This is a genomic window from Streptomyces chlorus (assembly GCF_042655885.1).
Taxonomy (GTDB): domain Bacteria; phylum Actinomycetota; class Actinomycetes; order Streptomycetales; family Streptomycetaceae; genus Streptomyces; species Streptomyces chlorus.
In genome coordinates, this window is sequence record NZ_JBHSOA010000009.1 from 372,202 (window position 1) to 392,613 (window position 20,412).

Sequence of the window (20,412 nt, forward strand, 5' to 3'; positions counted from 1 at the left end):
GCCCTTGAGGCGATGACGGGGCCCGGCCATCCGCGTGGGGATGGCCGGGCCCCGTCGCGTGTCCGTGAGGGCGGTGCCGTGGTGGTGGGGGCGCGGGGCGCCGCCCACCACCAGCCCCTGGAGCACGGTGAGTCGCGGGGCCACCCCGACGGGGGCGGCGCCCCTTTTCACAACCGGTGCGCCGCCCCCGTCGGGGTGGCCCCGCGCGTGTCCAGCAGCAGCTGGGCCTTCACGGACAGGCCCTGGAGGTCGTACGTGCGGTGCTGCTGGAGCAGGATCGTCAGGTCGGCGTCGGCGGCGGCCTCGTACAGGGAGTCCGCGCGGGGGAGGGGACGGTCGAGCACGCTCCAGGACGGGACGTGCGGGTCGTGGTAGCTGACGGAGGCGCCCAGCTCCATCAGCCGCATCGCGATCTCCCGCGCGGGGCTGCCCTGCTGATCGGCGAGGTCGGCCTTGTAGGTGACGCCGAGGAGGAGCACGCGTGCGCCGCGGGCCGACTTGCCGTGCTCGTTGAGGAGTGCGGCGGCGCGCTGTACGACGTAGTGGGGCATCCGGCCGTTGACCTGCTGGGCGAGTTCCGCCATCCGCAGGGTGCGGCCCGTGTGGGCGGTCAGGTCCTGTGCGACGGCATGGCCGCCGACGCCGGGGCCGGGGCGGAAGGAGTGGAAGCCGAAGGGCTTGGTCTCCGCGCAGCGGATGACGTCCCACAGGTCGACGCCCAGGTCGTGGCAGAGCACGGCCATCTCGTTGACGAGGGCGGTGTTGACGTGCCGGAAATTGGTCTCCAGCAACTGCACGGTCTCCGCTTCCCGTGGGCCGCGCGCGCGGACGACCTTGTCGCTGAGCCTCCCGTAGAACGCGGCGGCCGACTCGGTGCAGGCAGGGGTGAGCCCGCCGATGACCTTCGGCGTGTTGGCGGGGGTGAAGTCGCGGTTGCCGGGGTCGACGCGGCTGGGGGAGTAGGCGAGGTGGAAGTCATGGCCCGCGCGGAGGCCGGATCCGGATTCGAGCAGGGGGCAAAGGAGTTCCTCGGTCGTTCCGGGGGGTACCGGGGACTCGAGGATCACCGTGGTGTGCGGGCGCAACCGTGCGGCCAGGGTGTGGGCTGCCGCTTTCACCTGGCCGAGATCCAGCCCGCCTTCCGCGCCGCGCGGGACCGGCGCGCAGATGACCGCGGTACGTACCCGGCCGAGCTCGGCGGGGCCGGTGATCGCGCGAAACCCCTGCGCGACCATGCGGCGCAGCTCGGCGGGGCTGAGGGAGGAGGTCTCCGGGCCGGTCCGGTAGCCGATGGTGGGGATGCCGGCGGCGACGGCGGCCTGGGCCAGGGGCAGGCCGTACGGGCCGAGTCCGATGACGGCGAGATCTGCGGGCATGGCGTGGGCCGTCCTTCCCAGTAACCGAAGCGGGACAGGCGCGCAAGCCCTGTGGACAGAACGGGCGAGCGCAATGTCAGACTAGGAGTAAATATGACCGATTTGCTGTATTGGGCGGCCGAGTTTCGCTGAGTCGCGGCGAGAGTTGTCCACAGGCTGGGGGGTGTGGTGGCTGGATGCGGGCATCCCGGCGAGAATCTGGGCATGAGGGAGGGGGACCGGGCTTCGCCCGACGGGTGCGGCCGATGCGACCGATGAGCGGGAGGCAGCGGTGAGGACAGCAACACTGGGGCCGGCGGAGCGCGCCGAGTCACTCGCATCCATGGCGGAGCGTGAACTGGACGTGCTGGTGGTGGGCGGCGGAGTGGTCGGTGCGGGCACCGCGCTGGACGCCGTGACACGCGGCCTGTCCACAGGGCTGGTCGAGGCACGTGACTGGGCATCGGGCACGTCCAGCCGATCCAGCAAACTGATACACGGCGGCCTGCGCTACCTGGAGATGCTCGACTTCGCCCTCGTGCGAGAGGCGTTGAAGGAACGTGGTCTGCTGCTGGAGAAGCTCGCCCCGCACCTGGTGAAACCGGTGCCGTTCCTCTACCCGCTGCAGCACAAGGGCTGGGAGCGGCTGTACGCCGGGGCGGGCGTCGGACTCTACGACGCCATGTCGATGGCTCCCGGACACGGGCGGGGGCTGCCCGTGCACCGGCACCTGAGCCGCCGTCACGCGCTGCGCGTGGCACCGTGTCTGAAGAAGGACGCCCTGGTCGGGGCGTTGCAGTACTACGACGCCCAGATGGACGACGCCCGGTTCGTGGCGACCCTGGTGCGCACCGCGGCGGCGTACGGCGCGAGGGCCGCCAACCGTGCGCGGGTGACCGGATTCCTGCGCGAGGGTGAACGGGTCGTCGGCGCCCGGGTGCGGGACGTCGAGGGCGGCGGGGAGTACGAAGTCCGCGCCAAACAGATCGTCAACGCCACCGGGGTGTGGACCGACGACACCCAGGCGATGGTGGGCGAGCGGGGCCAGTTCCACGTACGGGCCTCCAAGGGCATCCACCTGGTCGTCCCCAAGGACCGCATCCACTCCACCACCGGGCTCATCCTGCGCACGGAAAAATCCGTCCTGTTCGTCATCCCGTGGGGCCGGCACTGGATCGTCGGGACCACGGACACCGGCTGGGACCTCGACAAGGCGCACCCGGCCGCGTCCAGCGCGGACATCGACTATCTGCTGGAACACGTGAACTCGGTGCTCGCGGTCCCGCTCACGAGGGATGACGTCCAAGGCGTGTACGCCGGCCTCCGGCCGCTGCTCGCCGGTGAGTCCGATGCCACCAGCAAGCTGTCGCGGGAGCACACCGTGGCCCATCCCGTACCCGGACTTGTGGTGGTCGCGGGCGGCAAGTACACGACGTACCGGGTGATGGCCAAGGACGCGGTGGACGAGGCCGTGCACGGGCTCGATGTACGGGTCGCCGCCTGCGTCACCGAGGACACACCGCTGGTCGGAGCCGAAGGCTACCGGGCGCTGTGGAACGCACGGGCGCGGACAGCCGCACGCACCGGACTGCACGTGGTGCGGGTCGAGCACCTGCTGAACCGGTACGGGTCACTGGCCGAAGAGGTCCTGGAACTCGTCGCCGGCGACTCCTCGCTGGGCGAACCGCTGCAGGCGGCCGACGACTACCTGCGCGCCGAGATCACCTATGCCGCCTCGCACGAGGGGGCACGGCATCTGGACGACGTGCTGACCCGGCGCACCCGCATTTCGATCGAGACGTTCGACCGGGGAACGCGCAGTGCCCGGGAGGCCGCCGAGCTGATGGCGCCGGTGCTGGGCTGGGACAAGGACCGGATCGAGCGCGAGGTGCAGCACTACGAGAAGCGGGTGGAGGCCGAACGGGAGTCGCAGCGGCAGCCGGACGACCTGACGGCGGACGCGGCCCGGCTGGGGGCTCCGGACATCGTTCCGCTGTAGGGCGGTGCCGCCGGCCCATCGGCGCAGAGGGAATCCGGGTCGTGCCCCGCCGGCGGGGCACGACCCGGACCGGATTCCTCCACGGCCGGCAGGGCCGCCGGGGCTCCACCCTGTGTGACCAGCAGCGGGAGGAGTGCGTCCGAGGGAGGGGCCGGCAGAGCCGAGGAGACCGGCGGCGCCAGGGAGAGCAAGGCCATGGACACAGCGATGGTCAAGAGCGTCCTGAGCGGTGGCATCCGGTTCCCCTCTTGCCGGCGGGGCATCACGCGGGCACGCGGAACACGTCCTTCACCCGGGTCCAGGGCGCACCGGGCGCGGGGTACGCCCAGGGGCACCCTGGGCGCTGAGCACTTGTCGGGTGAGGGACAATGAAGGCTCTGTCAGGCCGGGTTGCATGAGGGGACGCATGTCGGAGCCGGAGCGGGCGGGGACAACCCGTCAGGACGAGAGCGCACGTCTGCTCGCCGGGCGGTACCGGCTGGGAGATGTGCTCGGCCGCGGCGGCATGGGGACGGTGTGGCGCGCCGAGGACGAAACCTTGGGGCGGACCGTCGCCGTCAAGGAGCTTCGGTTCCCCTCGAGCATCGACGAGGAGGAGAAACGGCGGCTGATCACACGGACGCTGCGCGAGGCCAAGGCGATCGCGCGGATCCGTAACAACAATGCCGTGACGGTCTTCGACGTGGTCCAGGAGGACGACCGGCCCTGGATCGTGATGGAACTCGTCGAGGGCAAGTCGCTCGCCGAGGCCATCCGGGAGGACGGTCTGCTGGAGCCCCGGCGTGCCGCCGAGGTCGGGCTCGCGGTGCTCGACGTGCTGCGTTCCGCGCACCGCGAGGGCATCCTGCACCGTGATGTGAAGCCGTCGAACGTGCTCATCGCCGAGGACGGCCGGGTCGTGCTCACCGACTTCGGTATCGCCCAGGTCGAGGGCGACCCGTCCATCACGTCGACCGGCATGCTGGTCGGTGCCCCCTCGTACATCTCTCCGGAGCGGGCCCGCGGGCACAAGCCGGGGCCGGCGGCCGACCTGTGGTCGCTCGGCGGGCTGCTGTACGCGGCGGTGGAGGGCACGCCGCCGTACGACAAGGGGTCCGCGATCGCGACGCTCACGGCGGTGATGACCGAGCCGCTCGAGGAGCCCACGAACGCGGGACCGCTCAGGGACGTCATCTACGGGCTGCTCGCCAAGGACCCGGCCCAGCGGCTCGACGACGCCGGCTCGCGGGCCATGCTGAACGCGGTGATCAACGCGCCCGAGACCAAGGGTGCCGAGTGGGAACCGGCGGACGCGACGAAGGTCGTGCCGCTGCCCGAGCAGCCCGGTGGACGTGGCAAGGGCAGGCGGGGCGGCGAGGAGGCCGGGGAGAAGCTGCGCGGCGCGATGCGTTCCGTGCGGAAGGCCGCGGTGGCGGCGGGGGCGGCCGGTTCCGTGGCTGCGACGCGCGCCAAGTCCGGCAGTGGCGCCGCCGGTTCGACGGCCGGCAAGGCCGCCCCGGCGACGACGGCGGCGACGGCTCGGGCTGGAACCGGGGCCGGGAGCGGGGTGCGGCCGGGTGGCCCGGCTGCGGCCCGTGGGTCCGGTTCGGTACCTGGCTCGGCTTCCTGGCCGGCTTCCGGTCCGGCGCCGAACTCGGCGTCGGGTGCCAGGGATTCGGGGTGGCCCGTGATGACGCCGCCGGACCTGCCGGCGCGGCCCGCGCCGAAGGCGTCACTCACCGATGTGGTGCCGCGGCGGACGTTGGTCGCCATCGCGGTGGTCGTGGTGCTCGCCGTGCTCGGTACCGTGCTCGCCCTGACGCTCGGCGGCGATGACGACGAGGGTGGCGCGGGGGCGAAGGGCGGTGCGGAGCAGGTTGCCTCCGGCCAGGCGCCCGGCGCCGACACCAAGAAGGCCGATGGCTCCGGGGCCGGTGAGGACGACGGCTCCCAGACCGACGGTGAGGCAGCCGAACCGGAGGACACGGGCACGGGCACGGGCGCGGGCGCGGGCACGGGCACGGGATCCGGCGACACCGACGACGACGCAGGGTCGGGGGACAGCGAGTCGGACGACTCGGCCGGGGGCGACGGGGACACCTCGGTGGCGAAGACGCACAACGGGAACCAGGGGTACACGCTCGGGCTGCCCGAGGGCTGGACGCACCAGTCGACGGACGGCGCCGGTGACCGGTTCACCGGGCCCGACGGGCAGAAGCTGCTCGTCGCCTGGACGTCCACGCCGAAGGGCGACCCGGTGGCCGACTGGGAGAACCAGGAACGCGGCATGGTGCGTTCGCAGTACAAGAGGGTCCGAATAGAGGCGGTGGACTACCGGGGGTGGAACACCGCCGACTGGGAGTTCACCTATGTGGACGGCGGTACGAAGTACCGGACCATCGACCGGGGGTTCGTCGTGGACGGCCGGGTCGGGTACGCGCTGATGTACACGGCGAAGGCCGACGACTGGGGCGGTGAGCAGCGTGAGGAGACCTGGCAGGCGCTGACGCGGTCCTTTGAGCCCAAGTCCTGAGCATGAGCGGTTGCCTGATGGGAAAGTGAGATGTGGCATCCCCTCTCTCCGGGCTGCCTCCGGCACGTATCGTGAGTGTTCGCGGACCGTACGCAGCCGGAACAGGACGCTGGGCGAGTGGACCTGACCGACCATCATGCCGGGGGAGGCGCAGTGGACGAATACGCGGGGCGGGTTCTCGCCGACCGCTACCGCCTGCCGTTGCCGCCCTCCGACGAGTACGAACTGACCGAGACCCGTGCCTTCGACACCTACAGCGGGCAGGAAGTCCTCGTCAGACAGGTGCCGTTGCCGGAGGTCGTCGAGGCCGAGGTACTCGACGCGGAGGGGCTGCCCGACGGTTTCACGGCGCGGGACGGAAACGCCCGCCGGGCCGTTGGGCGTACGGCCGACCGCGCGGGCACGCGGCGGCCCACCGACCCCGTGGTACGGCGAGCGGTCGAGGCCGCGCAGGCCGCGGCGGCCATCCCCGACCATCCGCGGCTGGACCAGGTCTTCGACGTGTTCGCGGAGGGTGGTTCCCTCTGGATCGTCAGCGAACTGGTGTCCGCCCGGTCGCTGGCGGCGCTGCTGGCCGAGCAGCCGCTGACCCCGTACCGGGCGGCCGAGGTCGCCGCCGACGTTCTGATGGCCGTGCGGGTACTGCACGGCCACGGCTGGGTGCACCGGAACATCACCACGCGCACGGTGCTGGTCTGCGACGACGGCCGTGTGATGCTGACCGGTCTCGCGGTCGGCGCGGCGGAAGAGGCGCTGTGCGGGTACGACCCGGTGCCCGCCCCTGACACGTTCCTTCCGGAAACCGCCTCTCCGAGTACGGCTGTTCCGGGTACGGCTGCTCAGCGTACGGCTGTTCCGAACCCGGCGGTGCCGGGGGCGGGCGCGGGCGCGACAGCCGAGGCCCTGGGACCCGTGGCACCCACGGGAACCGGTATTCCGGCACAGGCACCGGGCCGCACTCCCTCGTGGCCGCCCGGCTTCACCGCCGACCCCGGCCCTGACCCCGCACACGGTTCTGGTCCCGCACACGGTCTCGGTACCGGTCCCGCCCATGGCCCCGGCTCCGGCTCCGCATCGCATCCTGATGCCGCGCGGCGGGCCGCCATCGAGGCGCGGGCCGGCCGGCTGCCTGGGGGCGGGGCGGTGGACCCGGGCAGTGGGGCCTCTGCCGCGGCGGCCCCGCGGGCCATCGACAGCGCCGGGGACGTAAGGGCTGCCCGCGCGGGAGCGATCGCCGCGTACCGGGCGGGTGCCCGTGCCGCTGCCCGGGTGCAGGAGGCGCAGCGGTCGGGCCGAACCGCCCTGCCCGGCGCCGCTCCCGCCACCGGGGACGGCGACCCGGCCGCCCTCGCACCGCACACCAATGGTTCGTCGGGCACTCCGGGCGGGAGCGGAACCGGTGCGGTCCCGCCGGGGCTGATAGCCGACCCGTACGGGGTGGAGGCCACCGGCTGGCACGGCGCCATGCCCCGCAGCGCTCCCGCCGCAGAACCGGGCACCGACAGACCGCAGTTGCCCGGTGGCAGTGGCAGTGGCAGCGGTGGTGGGAACGGGAACGGGAGTGGCAGGGGCCTCAGCGGGACCGACGAGCACGGGCGTGCCGCCCTGCCGCCCGGCGGGTTTGCGCCGGCACCCGCGCTCAGCCCCGCGACCGGCGTGACCGGCCCCGCCGGGGCTGCACCGCCCGGCGGGACCACCCCGACCGCCCGTTGGGGCGAGTCGGCGGCCCACACACCCGCGCGCCGGGGCCCCACCACCGCGTTGGCCGCCGAGCGGGCACGACAGGCGCGGATGGCCGTCGTCGGCCCCGTGACGGAGCGGTGGGCGCCGGAGCAGGCCGGGCCCGTGCACGAGAACTGGCAGCTGGCCGCGCCCATCGGCCCCGCGACCGACCTGTGGGCGCTGGGCGCGCTTCTGTTCCGGGCCGTACAGGGACACGCGCCCTACCCGGAGGAGTCGACGGCCGAGCTGGTGCAGATGGTGTGCGCCGAGCCCGCCGCGTTCGCCGAGGAGTGCGGGCCGCTCAGGCCGGTCGTGGAGTCGCTTCTGCGCCAGGATCCCACCGAGCGGCTCGGCTTCGAGGAGCTGCGCGGCTGGCTGCGTTCGCTGGTGCGGTCGGCGCCCGAGCCGGAAGCCGGCGTGCACGTCATAGCGGCACCGCCGGTCGACACCGGCCGGCTGCCGGTCGTGCGTCGCCGGGGCGAGCTGGTGCGCAGGCGCCGCGCCGGACTGCCCGCGCACCACGGACGGCACAAGCGGGCCAAGCAGGAGTCGGGGTCCCCGCGCCGGCTGGGCCGCACCCTGCTCCTGCTGGTGCTGCTCGCCATGGCCGCGGCGATCGCGTACGCCGTGATGTTCATGCCGAAGGCCGGCGAGGAGTCCGGGGGCGCGGGGGCGGCCGACCGCACCGGCGCGGCCGGCGAGGCGTCTCCGTCGCAGGGGGCGGGCGGCGCGCCGGGATCCGGTGACTCCTCGGCGGAGCCGGAGGATCCGAAGAGTCCGGAGGGCGGTACCGGGGAGTCCGGCACGGCCGACGAGACGCAGACCACCGGCCCCGACGATCCCGGCGTCCCCAAGGGCTTCACCCTGCGCGAGGACCCGGAGGACTTCCGCGTCGCCGTGGCGGAGGGCTGGCAGCGCACCGGAAAGAACGGCAGCGGTCAGGTTCTCTACTCCAGCGGCGACTTCGAGCTGATCGTCGTACCCGGCCGGGACAGCGCCTCGCAGTACGGAGACGACCCGATGGCCTATCAGCGGGACGACGAGCGCGAGCTCCAGCCGTACCGCGACTCCAGCTGGGCCACCTCCACCGGTCTGAAGACCATCGAGGTGGGCGGACGGGCCATGGCGGAGGGCCAGTTCACCTGGACCGGCGACGGGGGCGAGCTGTACATCCGCAACCTCGCGGCGCTGATCGACGGCCGGTACCACGTGTTGCAGGTGCGCGGCCCGGAAGGTGAACGTGACGAGGTGACCCGGCTGTTCGAGCAGGCCTCGGCGACCTACCGGTTCACCGGCTGACCCGGCGTCGTACGTCTCAGCAGTCGCCGCTGTCGCATCTGCCGCCGCGCGTTTCCCGCAGTGGCAACCATCACAGTGCGGTTTCCATGGCCCGCCCGCTGTTCCCAGGCCGGACCTCGTAAACCTAATCTGACCTTGTCAAGACCATTGCGGGGCAAGGTGAATCAGATGCAGGGCCTGCTCGTCGCGGGCCGCTACCGACTGGTCGATGCCATCGGCAGCGGTGGCATGGGCCGGGTGTGGCGTGCGCATGATGAGGTGCTGCACCGGTCCGTGGCCATCAAGGAGTTGACCGCCGCGCTCTACGTCTCCGACGGGGACCAGGCCATGATGCTGGCGCGTACCCGCGCCGAGGCACGCGCGGCGGCACGGATCAACCACTCCGCGGTCGTCACCGTGCACGACGTGCTGGAGCACGACGGCCGGCCGTGGATCGTCATGGAGCTGGTCGAAGGCCATTCGCTCGCCGACGCCGTCAAGGAGCGGGAGCGCGTCGAGCCCCGTGAGGCGGCCCGTATCGGCCTGTGGGTGCTGCGCGCGCTGCGCGCCGCGCACGCCGCCGGGGTGGTGCACCGCGACGTCAAGCCGGGCAACGTGCTCCTCGGCAGCGACGGACGCGTGCTGCTCACCGACTTCGGCATCGCGCAGATCGAGGGCGACACGGCGATCACCCGTACCGGAGAGGTCGTCGGCTCGGTCGACTACCTGGCACCCGAGCGGATCCGCGGCCTGGATCCCGGTCCCGCCTCGGACCTCTGGGCGCTCGGCGCGACGCTGTACACGGCGGTGGAGGGCAGATCGCCGTTCCGCCGCACGTCTCCGCTGACCACCATGCAGGCGGTCGTGGAGGAGGAGGCCGACGAGCCGTCGTACGCCGGCCCGCTCGCGCCCGTCATCAACGCACTCCTGCGCAAGGATCCGGCCACGCGGCCCGACGCGGCGGCGGCCGAGCAGATGCTCGCCGAGGCGGCGGAGGGGCGGCGGCCCGCCTCGGCGCAGATGTACGTGATGACGCAGGCCGACGACACCCGGATGCCGTCGGCACCGGCACCGGCATCGCAGGCGCAGGCGCCGTCGCCGTCGCCGTCGGGATCGACGGCGTACGAGCCAGGGGTGGGTGCCGGTGCCGGTGCCGGTACGGGTGCCGTGCCGCCGTCGTACTTTCCACCGGCGGCCGGCACGGGGACCGGACCTGCGCCCGGCGCGACTGGCACCCTGGGTGCCCCCGGTGCCCCCGGTGCCCCCGGTGCGCCCGGTGCGCCCGGTGCGCCCGGTGGAACCGGTGGGACTTCTGGTCTGCCGTCCGGTGCCACGGCCGCCCAGCCGCCTTCCGGAGGCGTCACCGCCGCCGGGCCGCGGCAGCTCGGGCGCGGGCGTCTGATCGCCCTGGTCGTGGTCCTGGCCGCGCTCGTCGGTGGAGGGACCGCGATGCTGCTCATACAAGGGGACGACGGCAAGACCCCGGACAGCAGCAGCTCGGCGTCGCCCTTCGACAAGCCGACGCCGACGCCCACGCCCGAGCAGACCGGTGCGGACGACAGCGAGCAGACCGGTGCGGACGACAGCGAACAGACGGGTGGGCTTCCGGCGGGCTGGGTGCGCCGCGACGATCCGTTCGGCTTCAGCATCGCCCTGCCCGGCGACGACTGGGAGCGGGTCGTCTTCGACGAGGAGACGCGCCAGGTCGACTACACGCCCGATGGCGGCAGGAGCTTCATCCGTGTCGCCGCCGACGACTCCCCCGACTTCGACGACCCGTACGAGCACCTGAGCGATCTGGACCAGCAGATAGGGCAGCGGCTGGTCGACTACCGGCAGGTGGGTCTGGAACGCCGCGTCTACCGCGACCGCGAGAGCGCGCGGCTGGAGTACACCTGGACCGCGCTGGCGAAGGACACGGAGTTCCCAGGGCCTTACCAGGCCGTCGATCAGATGTACATCTCCCGTGACGGAGTCGAGTACGCGATCTACATGGCGTCCCCGGCGGAGGACTGGGCCACGACGAGCAAGCAGTTCGAAACGGTCCTGCAGGGGTGGCGGGAACCCCGTTAGGACAGGCCCTGGTCCCCCGGGGAAGCCAACTGTCCGGTTCCGCGACGGCGGTGCTTGGCCGGATAGGCCTACCGGAGGGATGACATCCGGTGGGGCATGATGGGCCCATGGTGACCGAGGGGGAGCCCGAAAGCGGGTCCGCACGGCACAACGCCCGTGTCATCGCGGGCCGTTATCGCCTGGAGGCGAGGCTCGGGCGCGGCGGCATGAGCGTGGTGTGGCGGGCGACGGACCAACTGCTCGGGCGTGGCGTCGCGGTCAAGGAACTCCCCCTGGACGAGACGCTCTCCGCGACGGAGGCGCGGCGGCAGCGGGACCGCACCCTGCGGGAGGCGCGGGCACTCGCCCAGTTGAGCCATCCGCACATCATCGTCGTCCACGATGTCGTCGAGGACGACGAACGTCCTTACATCGTCCTGGAGTTGATCGACGGCGGTTCGCTCGCCGACCGTATCGCCGCGCAGGGCCCGGTCGACGCGGTGGAGGCCGCGCGCATCGGTATCGACCTGCTCGGCGCACTGCGCGCCGCCCATGCGGCGGGTGTCCTGCACCGCGATCTCAAACCCGCGAACGTGCTGCTCGAGCGCGGCACCGACCGGGTCGTCCTCACCGACTTCGGCATCGCGCAGGTCGCGGGCGCCACCACGCTCACCGAGTCCGGCTCCTTCGTCGGCTCGCCCGAGTACACCGCCCCCGAGCGGATGTCCGGGGCCAGGACCGGACCCGAGTCCGATCTGTGGTCGCTGGGCGCGCTGCTGTGCACGGCGCTCAGCGGCGAGTCACCGTTCCGCCGGGATTCGATCGGCGGGATCGTGCACGCGGTCGTGGTCGACGAGATAAGGCCACCCGCGCAGGCCGGGCCGATTCTGCCCGTCGTACGCGGCCTGCTGGAACGGGACCCCGACCGGCGGCTGGACGCGGACCGTGCCGAGGGGATGCTGCGGTCCTTCCTCGAGACGGGCCGCACACCGGAGTCTCCGCCGCTCGGACACCTGCCGCTCGGACACCTGCCGCTCGGACACCTGCCGTCCGGATACCTGCCGTCCGGATACCCGGCACGTGGGCGGGGCCGGACGCGTCGGCCGCCCCCGGAGCGGGGGGCGGCGGTCGGGTGGGGGCGCACCCCCGACAGCCTCGCCGTCACCGCCGTGCACTCGCCGGGGCGGCCCACGAGGAGCGTGCTCGTGGCCGCGTTGGCCGTCGCCGCGCTGGTGGGCGCCGGGGTGTCCGCGGCGGTCCTGCTCCTGGACCGCGACGGTGACGGGAGCGGCGGTGGTGGTGGCGGGGGCGGTAATGGCGGTACGCCGTCGAGCACCGGGCCGCTGACACCCGCGAGCCGGCCCCCGGAGCCCCGCCCGTCCCGTACGGACGGTCCGTCCCTCACGGCCGACCCCTCCCGTAGGGCGGGCCCGTCCGCATCTCCCGCATCTCCGACTTCTCCCGCTTCTTCCGCCGTGGTGCCGCTTCCGAGGTCTGTGACGTCCGGCATGACCTCGTCCGGCGCGTAGTCGCATAAAAGGTAGATAAGCCGCGGACGGAGTCACGGGTCTGTGACCGGACGGCACCCGCTGTGGCTCCGTGAGGGTCTGGCGCGATATGGATGGAGCATGAGCAGCAACGGGGGAGCCCGCCACGGCGCGGCCGACGAGCCAACGAGTTTTGGTCTGCAACCGCCGAACCCGAACCCGCCCGCGTCCGCGCCGCATCCGGGCAACCCGTACGCGGCACCCACGCAGGTGGTTCCGCAGCAGTCCCAGCAGCCGTCGCAACCGCACCAGCAGACGTCGGTCCGGCCGCCGGCGCCGCCGCAGGTGCCGTCACAGCCGTCCCGGCATGAGCCGTCCCGCCATGGGTCGTCGTATCCTCATTCGTCGCAGGACGACCCCGGCGCCGGTCGGCTCATCGCCGGTCGTTACCGGCTGCTTTCCAAGCTCGGGCACGGCGGTATGGGCACGGTGTGGCGGGCGGCGGACGAGACGGTGGACCGCGAGGTTGCCGTCAAGGAGCCCCGCATCCCGGACCACCTTCCCGAACGCGAACGCGCCAACGCGTTCGAGCGCATGCGCCGCGAGGCCCGTGCGGCCGCCCGGCTCGATCACCCCGCGGTGGTCAACGTCCATGACGTCGCGGTCGTGGACGGGCAGCCGTGGATCGTGATGGAGCTGGTCCAGGGCCGTTCCATGGGCGCCGTGCTGCAGGAGGAGGGCACCCTCTCCGCGCGCGAGGCGGCCAGGGTCGGCCTGGAGGTGCTCGGTGCGCTGGAGGCCGCGCACGCGGCCGGCATCCTGCACCGGGACGTGAAACCGGACAACGTACTGCTCGGCCGGTACGACCGGGTCGTCCTCACCGACTTCGGCATCGCCCAGATCGAGGGCGAGACCAACCTGACCGACACCGGCGGCTTCGTGGGCTCGCCCGAGTACATCGCACCCGAGCGGGTGCTGGGCCAGCGCCCCGGACCCGCCTCCGACCTGTGGTCCCTCGGCGTCGTGCTGTACGCGGCCACGGAGGGCGTCTCACCGTTCCGGCGCAGCAACACGCCCGCGACACTCCAGTCCGTCCTCAACGCCGCGCCCGCGCCGCCCGCCGCCGCGCAGGGTCCGCTGGCCGAGGTCATCACGGGCCTGCTGCAGAAGGACCCGGCACACCGCCCGAACGCTGCCCGGGTGCGCGCGCTGCTGGACGCCGTCGCGAACCCGCCCGCGCCCCGGCCCACGCAGATCGTCCACACCCCGGGCCACGGCGACGGTACCGGTGCCGGTTCCGGTAATGGATCCGGAGGCAAGGGCATCCGGATCGGCTACAAGACGCTGGGCGGACTGGGCACGGCGGTCGTCGCCGGAGCGGTGGCCGCGTATCTGGTGATCGCGGACCCGTTCGCAGGGCCGCTGCCGGACGGCTGGAAGACCCACGAGGAGAGGGACGTCGCGGCGTCCGTGTCGGTCCCGAAGGACTACCAGCGCACCGTGCCCGACCCGGAGAAGTCCATGGGCGGCGGTAAGGAGCACTGGGTCAGGTACACGGACCACAGCGGCAGCATCTGGATCGGTCTGACGCTGGAGCGGAAGGCCGAGGACACCGACAACAGCATCGAGGCCTCCGCCGATGCCGAGATGTACGACGACAACAAGGGCTTCAAGGAGAGCGGCAATTACGCCCTCGACATGCCGGAGGGCCCGGTGACGGAAACGAAGCCGGACCTCATGTACAAGGGGAAGAAGGCCGCGGAGAACACCGTCGTCTACATGACGAACGACAGTCAGAACCCCCGTCCCCGCGAAATGCGGATCTTCTACTACATGACGTCCGACGAGGACATGTACAAGCTCACCATCAGCTACCCGGGCAAGGGTGACTTCACGGAGCGCGGGCGCGAAGTGGCGAGGACCGTGATCGCCAACCTGGACGTCGCCAAGCTCTGAGCCGGTCCGGGCAGGGCTGTGCCGCGTCCGGTCCGGGCACCGCGTCGACAACGCGGTGCCTCGCACGGTACTGAGGTGCCTCGCACGGTACTGATGGAAATGAGGGGCGACGGTGGCGCGACGGACGCCCTGGCCCCTGGACCGCCCACCGCGAGACCGCCTTGGCCGCCGTCCTCCACCTCCCTCGCGGCTATCAGGAGCTCGCCAGTGAAACCGGTGCGGGCGATCGGCCCAGCACCGTCCTCTACGACTCCGACGACGCCGGCTCCCGTGGCATCGCGCAGGTCCGCCTCACCCAGTGGGGCCGCGCCCTCCGGTCCCCGATGGCACAGGCGCAGCCGCGAGCACGTGGACGGGGAAACGTACGACAGGGAGGTGCGTACGGAGTACACCCGTACCAGCTTCCAGGGTCACGAAGCCGTCCTCGCCGACACGACCGGCGGCCTGGGGATCCTCCCAGCCGGCTCATGCGGTTGCTGATCCGCACCGACGACGGCCGTATGTACGAACTCAGTGTCCACCTGCCCAAGGGCGGGGCGGACCCGAGGAGAAGTACGGGACGGCGGTGTTCAAGAGCGCCCGCGACCGGCTCGAGATCGGGGCGGTCCGGTCGTCAACGCCCTGATCAGCGGGTTTGTTGCCAGTGTTCACTGGCGTGGTGTGTGAGTGGTTCGTGAATCCGTTACTGACGGGTACACAAAGTGTTCGCGCGGGCATACCCTGCGGCTCATGACGGACGCGCAGACCTGGCACACGACCGGTACCAATCCTCTCGCCCCCGCCCCGGCGGGGGCCCGGACCGCGGTCGACGTGGTCACGCCCGAACTGGTCGCCCAGCTCACCAAGGGTGTCGTCGGGTCCGGGCGGACCGCCAACCACACGCCGTTCACCGGCGAGAAGCTGGCCGACCTCCCCGAGTCGACCCCCGAGGACGTGCGGCGGGCCTTCGAGGCGGCCCGCGCCGCCCAGGCCGTGTGGGAGCAGATCCCGGTACGTCAGCGGGCCGCTGTGCTGCTCCGTTTCCACGACCTGATCCTGGAACGCCAGGCCGAGGTGCTCGACCTGATCCAGTTGGAGACCGGCAAGGCCCGCCTGCACGCCCACGAGGAGGTCCAGGCCGTCGCCATCGCCGCCCGTCACTACGGCCGCCGGGCCGCCGCGTACCTCCGGCCCAAGCGGCACGCGGGCGCCATGCCGGCCCTCACGAAGGTCACCGAACGGCGTCACCCACGCGGCGTCGTCGGCCAGATCGCCCCCTGGAACTACCCGCTCGAACTCTCCGTCGGTGACGCGCTCCCGGCGTTCGTGGCGGGCAACGCGGTCGTGATGAAGCCCGACACGGAGACCTGCCTCACCGCCCTGTGGGCCCGTGACCTGCTGATCGAGGCCGGGCTGCCCGCCGACCTCTTCCAGGTCGTCCTCGGAGAGGGGCCGGTCGTCGGTCCGGAGGTCGTCAAGCGCGCCGACTACGTCTCCTTCACCGGCTCCACCCGCACCGGCCGCGAGGTCGCCCGGATCGCCGCCTCCCGGCTCGTCGGCGTCTCCCTCGAGCTGGGAGGAAAGAACGCCATGCTGGTCCTGGAGGACGCCGACCTGGACAAGGCAGCCGCGGGTGCCGTCCGGGCCTGCTTCTCCTCCGCGGGCCAGCTCTGCATCTCCATCGAGCGGCTGTACGTCCATGAGTCGGTCGCCGACACCTTCCTGGAGCGCTTCGCCGCCCGGACCCGGGCGATCCGCCTCGGCACCTCCCTGGCCTACGGCGCCGACATGGGCTCCCTGGTCGGTGAACGCCAGCTGGACGCGGTCACCCGGCACGTGGACGATGCCGTCGCCAAGGGGGCCAAGGTGATCGCGGGCGGTACGGCCCGCCCGGACATCGGCCCGTACTTCTACGAGCCGACCATCCTCGACGGCGTCGACGAGACCATGAGCGTCTGCGCGGAGGAGACCTTCGGCCCGGTCGTCGCCCTCTACCGCTTCGGGTCCGACGACGAGGCCGTCGAACGCGCCAACGCCACCCCGTACGGCCTGAACTCATCGGTCTGGACGAAGGACGCCCGGCGCGGCGGCGAGGTGGCCGCCCGGCTGCGCACCGGCACGGTCAACATCAACGAGGGATACGCGCCCGCCTACGGCAGCGTCCAGTCGCCGATGGGCGGTATGAAGGACTCCGGCCTCGGCCGCCGGCACGGCTCCGAGGGCATCCTCAAGTACACGGAGGCCCAGACCGTCGCCCACCAGCGGCTGCTGCCCATGGCACCCGCCCTCGGCATGGACGACGAGCAGTACGCGACGTTCATGAGCCGGAGTCTGCGCCTGATGAAGGCCTTCCGCTTCCGTTAGTCAGCAGGCTCCGTGCCGTCGGCAGGCCGCCCGGCCCGGACAGTCCTCAGCCCCGCATCACAGCTTTCGACGAGGAGAGCACGTGTCAGAGGAGAACTCAGTCCAGGAACCGGACGAGGCCGGCCCCGGCACCGCGCCCGGCACCGCGCACAACGCCGTGCCCGGTGTCGGCGCCGACACCGGGTACGACTACGACGTCCTCGTCGTCGGCTCGGGCTTCGGCGGCGCGGTCACGGCCCTGCGCCTGACCGAGAAGGGGTACCGCGTCGGCGTCCTGGAAGCAGGCCGCCGCTTCACCCGCGCGACCCTCCCGAAGAACTCCTGGGACCTGAAGAACTACCTGTGGGCCCCCGGACTCGGTATGTACGGCATCCAGCGAATCCACCTCCTCGGCAACGTCATGGTCCTGGCCGGCGCGGGCGTCGGCGGCGGCTCCCTCAACTACGCCAACACCCTCTACGTACCGCCCAAGCCCTTCTTCGACGACCCGCAGTGGCGCGACATCACCGACTGGCAGGAGGAGCTGAAGCCGTACTACGACCAGGCGCAGCGCATGCTGGGCGTACGGCTCAACCCGACGACGACCACGACCGACGTGCATCTGAAGGCGGCGGCCGAGCGGATGGGCGTGGGCGACACCTTCCACATGGCCCCGGTCGGCGTCTTCTTCGGTGACGGCGAGGATGCCGACGGGCAGATGAAGGCGAAGCCGGGACAGGACGTGTCCGACCCGTACTTCGGCGGAGTGGGGCCGTCGCGCCGGGCCTGTGCCGAGTGCGGCGAGTGCATGACGGGCTGCCGGCACGGTGCGAAGAACACCCTCAACGAGAACTATCTGTACCTCGCCGAGAAGGCCGGAGCGGTCGTCCACCCCATGACGACGGCCGTGTCGGTGACGGAGGACTCGCAGGGCGGATTCGCCGTCGCCACGCTCCCCACCGACAACCGCCGCAAGGGCAGCGGCCGGACCTTCCGGGCCCGCCGGGTCGTGCTGGCCGCGGGCACCTACGGCACCCAGACACTGCTGCACCGTATGAAGGCGAACGGACAGCTGCCGCGCCTCTCGGACAAGCTGGGCGAACTGACCCGCACCAACTCCGAGGCCCTCGTCGGCGCGCAGACCGACAACCGCCACTACCGCAAGGTGTCGGGGTCGCCCAAGGTCGACTTCACCCGCGGTGTGGCCATCACATCGTCGATCCACCCCGACGAGAACACCCACATGGAGTCGGTCCGTTACGGTCGCGGATCCAACTCGATGGGCAGCCTCTCGATCCTCCAGGTCCCGTACGCGGGCAGCGGCTCCGGTCCGGCCAGGGTCCTGGGCTGGCTGGGCAACGTGGTGAAGCACCCCTGGCTGCTGGTGCGTTCGCTCTCCAACCGGCACTGGTCGGAACGGACCATCATCGGCCTGGTGATGCAGTCGCTGGACAACTCCCTGACGACGTACCTGAAACCGTCCGGCCCGGGCCGCGGTCTGCTCACCGCCCGCCAGGGCCATGGTGCCGCCAACCCCAAGCAGATCAAGGCGGCCACGGAGGGCGCGTCCGCCCTGGCCACCGAGATCAACGGGTTCGCCGGCTCCAACATCGGCGAGCTGACGGGCATGCCGCTGACAGCCCATTTCCTGGGGGGCTGCGCCATCGGCGCCACCCCGGAGACCGGCGTGATCGACCCGTACCACCGGCTCTACGGCCACCCCGGCATCTCGGTCGTGGACGGAGCGGCGGTCTCCGCGAACCTGGGGGTGAACCCGTCCCTGACGATCACGGCACAGGCCGAGCGGGCGATGTCGTACTGGCCCAACAAGGGCGAGCCCGACCGGCGACCGGAGCAGGGCGCGGCATACGAGCGGCTCCAGCCGGTCGAGCCGAAGTCCCCGGCGGTCCCGGCGGACGCCTTCGCCGCTCTGAAGCTGCCGTTCCTGGGGATGCCGGCGATGCCGCCGAAGAAGTAGGAAGGGACGGGAAGAAGAAGTAGGAAGGGATGGGAAAGGGACGGGCCGGGAAAGGGGAAAGGACCTGCGCCCCCCTCCGAGCGCAGGTCCTTCTCCTTGCCTTGCCCGGCGTCAACCGCCGTGCGGTGTGCTTACGCCACCGCGCCGGTCTTGCGACGACGCACCAGGTACATCGCACCGGTACCGGCCACAAGGGCAAGACCGCCGACGAAGCTGATCATCGGGAGATCGGAGCCGGCGCCGGTCTCGGCGAGGCTCCCGGTGACCTTCGGCGTGTCGCTGTGGACCGGCTTCTTGTCGGTGACGGGCGCCTTGCCGCCTTCCTGCGGCTTGGTGTTGTCCGTGTCCGTACCGGCGGACACGATCTGGAACTTGTACGCCACGGAGCCGAAGCCGACGCACTCGCCGTCGCTGTCGCCGTAGATGGTCGCGCCGAGGGTGAAGCCGGCGCCGACCGGGGCCGAGGCCTTCACGTTGAGCCGCATCGGGATGTTGACCTGGTAGTCGGCCTCGAGCTCGGTGCTGTAGCCGATGTAACCGACCGCGTAGCCGTCCTCGTCGAGGGTGACCCAGGAATCGGCGTCCAGGTCCCAGACCTGCAGCTCGACCTGCTTGCTCTTGAACAGGTCCATGCCGTCCACGTCGGGGGAGGCTCCGGCGAAGTAGTCGAGGTCCTCGAGCGTGGAGTCGGAGTTGTTCACCACGTCCAGCGAGAACTCGTGCCAGCCACTGCCCGCGGAGATCTTGCCGGGCAGACCGGAGATGCCGACGTCGACCTTGGTGTCCTCGCACAAGGAGGGCTCGGGATCCGGCGTCTCCGACTCCTCCGGCGCGGACGGGCTCGGCGCGGGGGAGGTCGGGGAGGCGGAGGTGCTCGGGGCCGGCTCCGACTCGTCCTCCGAGCCGCTGGGCGTGGGCTCCGGCTCCTCGCCGGTTCCGGGCTCGTCGGTCTCGGTGTCGTCGGGGTTGTTCGTTTCTTCGGTCGGCTCGGCCGGGGCCGACGGGGTGTTCGTCTCCTCCGCCTCGTCCTCGCCGACCGACTCGGTCGAGGTGACGCTCGGCGACGGGCTCGCCGATTCAGTGGCGTACGCGGCCGGAGCCGCGAGGAGCGCAACCGGGGCTATCACTGCTGTCGCGGCGGCAACAGCCATGGCACGGCGGAGCTTCATGAAGACCTCGGGAAGTCGTGAGTACCGCCGGTTGCGGTACGCGTTGGGTGGAGGCCTCCGCGGTGGGGCGCGGGAGTGGCCCGTGGTTCCGGTGGTTTGATCTACGAACCCTGTAAATGGTTGTCCCGACCCTGACATAATTTTTATGTGAGGTGGGTCACTTGGGGGCGGGGTCTATGTGACCGGAGCCAGGAGGCAGGCGGAGCCGATCAGGTGCGGCACCATTTCCCGCACCTGACGCGAACCTCGTACAGGGCACGCACACCCGCTCGCAGGGGGCTGGGCCGTACGGCAGGGGGGAGGGGCCCGCCGGGCGGAGTCGCGGGGCCCTTCCTGCGTCAGCACCGGCGTCAGGGGAGCGTTGGTGCCGGAGCGGCGCCGGGAGGTGGCGCCGCTGGTCTCGAACGGTCTTGAACGGGGACGGTTCTGTGCGCCGATCGTCCGCTGTCTGCTGTGGGTCCGCCGTCTGTTGCGGTCCTGCCGTCCGTTGTGGTTCCGGCCGGACCGGGACATGTTCCGTCGGCCGGCCCCGGGCGTCCCCGGAGCCGGCCGTTCTCTTAGGTGACCGGGCTGCTGTCCCCT

10 protein-coding genes are annotated in these 20,412 nt (G+C 71.8%); 8 read left to right on the forward strand and 2 right to left on the reverse strand.

Going from position 1 to position 20,412, the window contains the following annotated elements; translation table 11 throughout:
* Positions 1–167: 167 nt before the first annotated feature.
* The gene (locus ACFPZI_RS06150) at positions 168–1,376 is read right to left on the reverse strand and encodes a nucleotide sugar dehydrogenase (RefSeq protein WP_381359183.1); all 1,209 of its coding nucleotides are present in this window, start codon (positions 1,374–1,376) and stop codon (positions 168–170) included.
* A gap of 271 nt (positions 1,377–1,647) precedes the next feature.
* On the opposite strand from ACFPZI_RS06150, the gene ACFPZI_RS06155 reads away from it, so the two are divergent.
* The 8 genes from ACFPZI_RS06155 (at position 1,648) to ACFPZI_RS06190 (ending at position 18,661) form a co-directional block, all read left to right on the forward strand.
* Complete coding sequence (locus ACFPZI_RS06155; RefSeq protein ID WP_381359184.1) at positions 1,648–3,354, forward strand: glycerol-3-phosphate dehydrogenase/oxidase; 1,707 nt, start codon at positions 1,648–1,650, stop codon at positions 3,352–3,354.
* 406 nt (positions 3,355–3,760) lie between these two features.
* Positions 3,761–5,866: a serine/threonine-protein kinase gene (locus ACFPZI_RS06160; protein WP_381359187.1), complete on the forward strand. Its 2,106-nt coding sequence runs from the start codon at positions 3,761–3,763 to the stop codon at positions 5,864–5,866.
* A 153-nt stretch (positions 5,867–6,019) separates the two neighbouring features.
* Positions 6,020–8,887 carry a protein kinase gene (locus ACFPZI_RS06165; protein WP_381359190.1) on the forward strand — a complete coding sequence of 956 codons (2,868 nt, stop codon included), beginning with the start codon at positions 6,020–6,022 and terminating at the stop codon, positions 8,885–8,887.
* Between the two features lie 168 nt (positions 8,888–9,055).
* Complete coding sequence (locus ACFPZI_RS06170; RefSeq protein ID WP_381359193.1) at positions 9,056–10,939, forward strand: serine/threonine-protein kinase; 1,884 nt, start codon at positions 9,056–9,058, stop codon at positions 10,937–10,939.
* A gap of 107 nt (positions 10,940–11,046) precedes the next feature.
* Positions 11,047–12,447 (forward strand): serine/threonine-protein kinase, encoded by a 1,401-nt coding sequence (locus ACFPZI_RS06175; RefSeq protein WP_381359194.1) that lies wholly within the window; start codon positions 11,047–11,049, stop codon positions 12,445–12,447.
* Between the two features lie 99 nt (positions 12,448–12,546).
* A complete protein-coding gene (locus ACFPZI_RS06180) occupies positions 12,547–14,361 on the forward strand; it encodes a serine/threonine-protein kinase (protein ID WP_381359197.1) in 1,815 nt (604 codons plus the stop codon).
* Positions 14,362–15,090: 729 nt separating this feature from the next.
* Positions 15,091–16,704, forward strand: a complete 1,614-nt coding sequence (locus ACFPZI_RS06185; RefSeq protein WP_381359199.1) for a succinic semialdehyde dehydrogenase — start codon at positions 15,091–15,093, stop codon at positions 16,702–16,704.
* Positions 16,705–16,786: 82 nt separating this feature from the next.
* Positions 16,787–18,661 carry a GMC oxidoreductase gene (locus tag ACFPZI_RS06190; RefSeq protein WP_381359200.1) on the forward strand — a complete coding sequence of 625 codons (1,875 nt, stop codon included), beginning with the start codon at positions 16,787–16,789 and terminating at the stop codon, positions 18,659–18,661.
* 131 nt (positions 18,662–18,792) lie between these two features.
* Here ACFPZI_RS06190 and ACFPZI_RS06195 read toward each other — a convergent pair whose 3' ends face one another.
* Positions 18,793–19,812 (reverse strand): LPXTG cell wall anchor domain-containing protein, encoded by a 1,020-nt coding sequence (locus ACFPZI_RS06195; protein ID WP_381359203.1) that lies wholly within the window; start codon positions 19,810–19,812, stop codon positions 18,793–18,795.
* Positions 19,813–20,412: the final 600 nt, after the last annotated feature.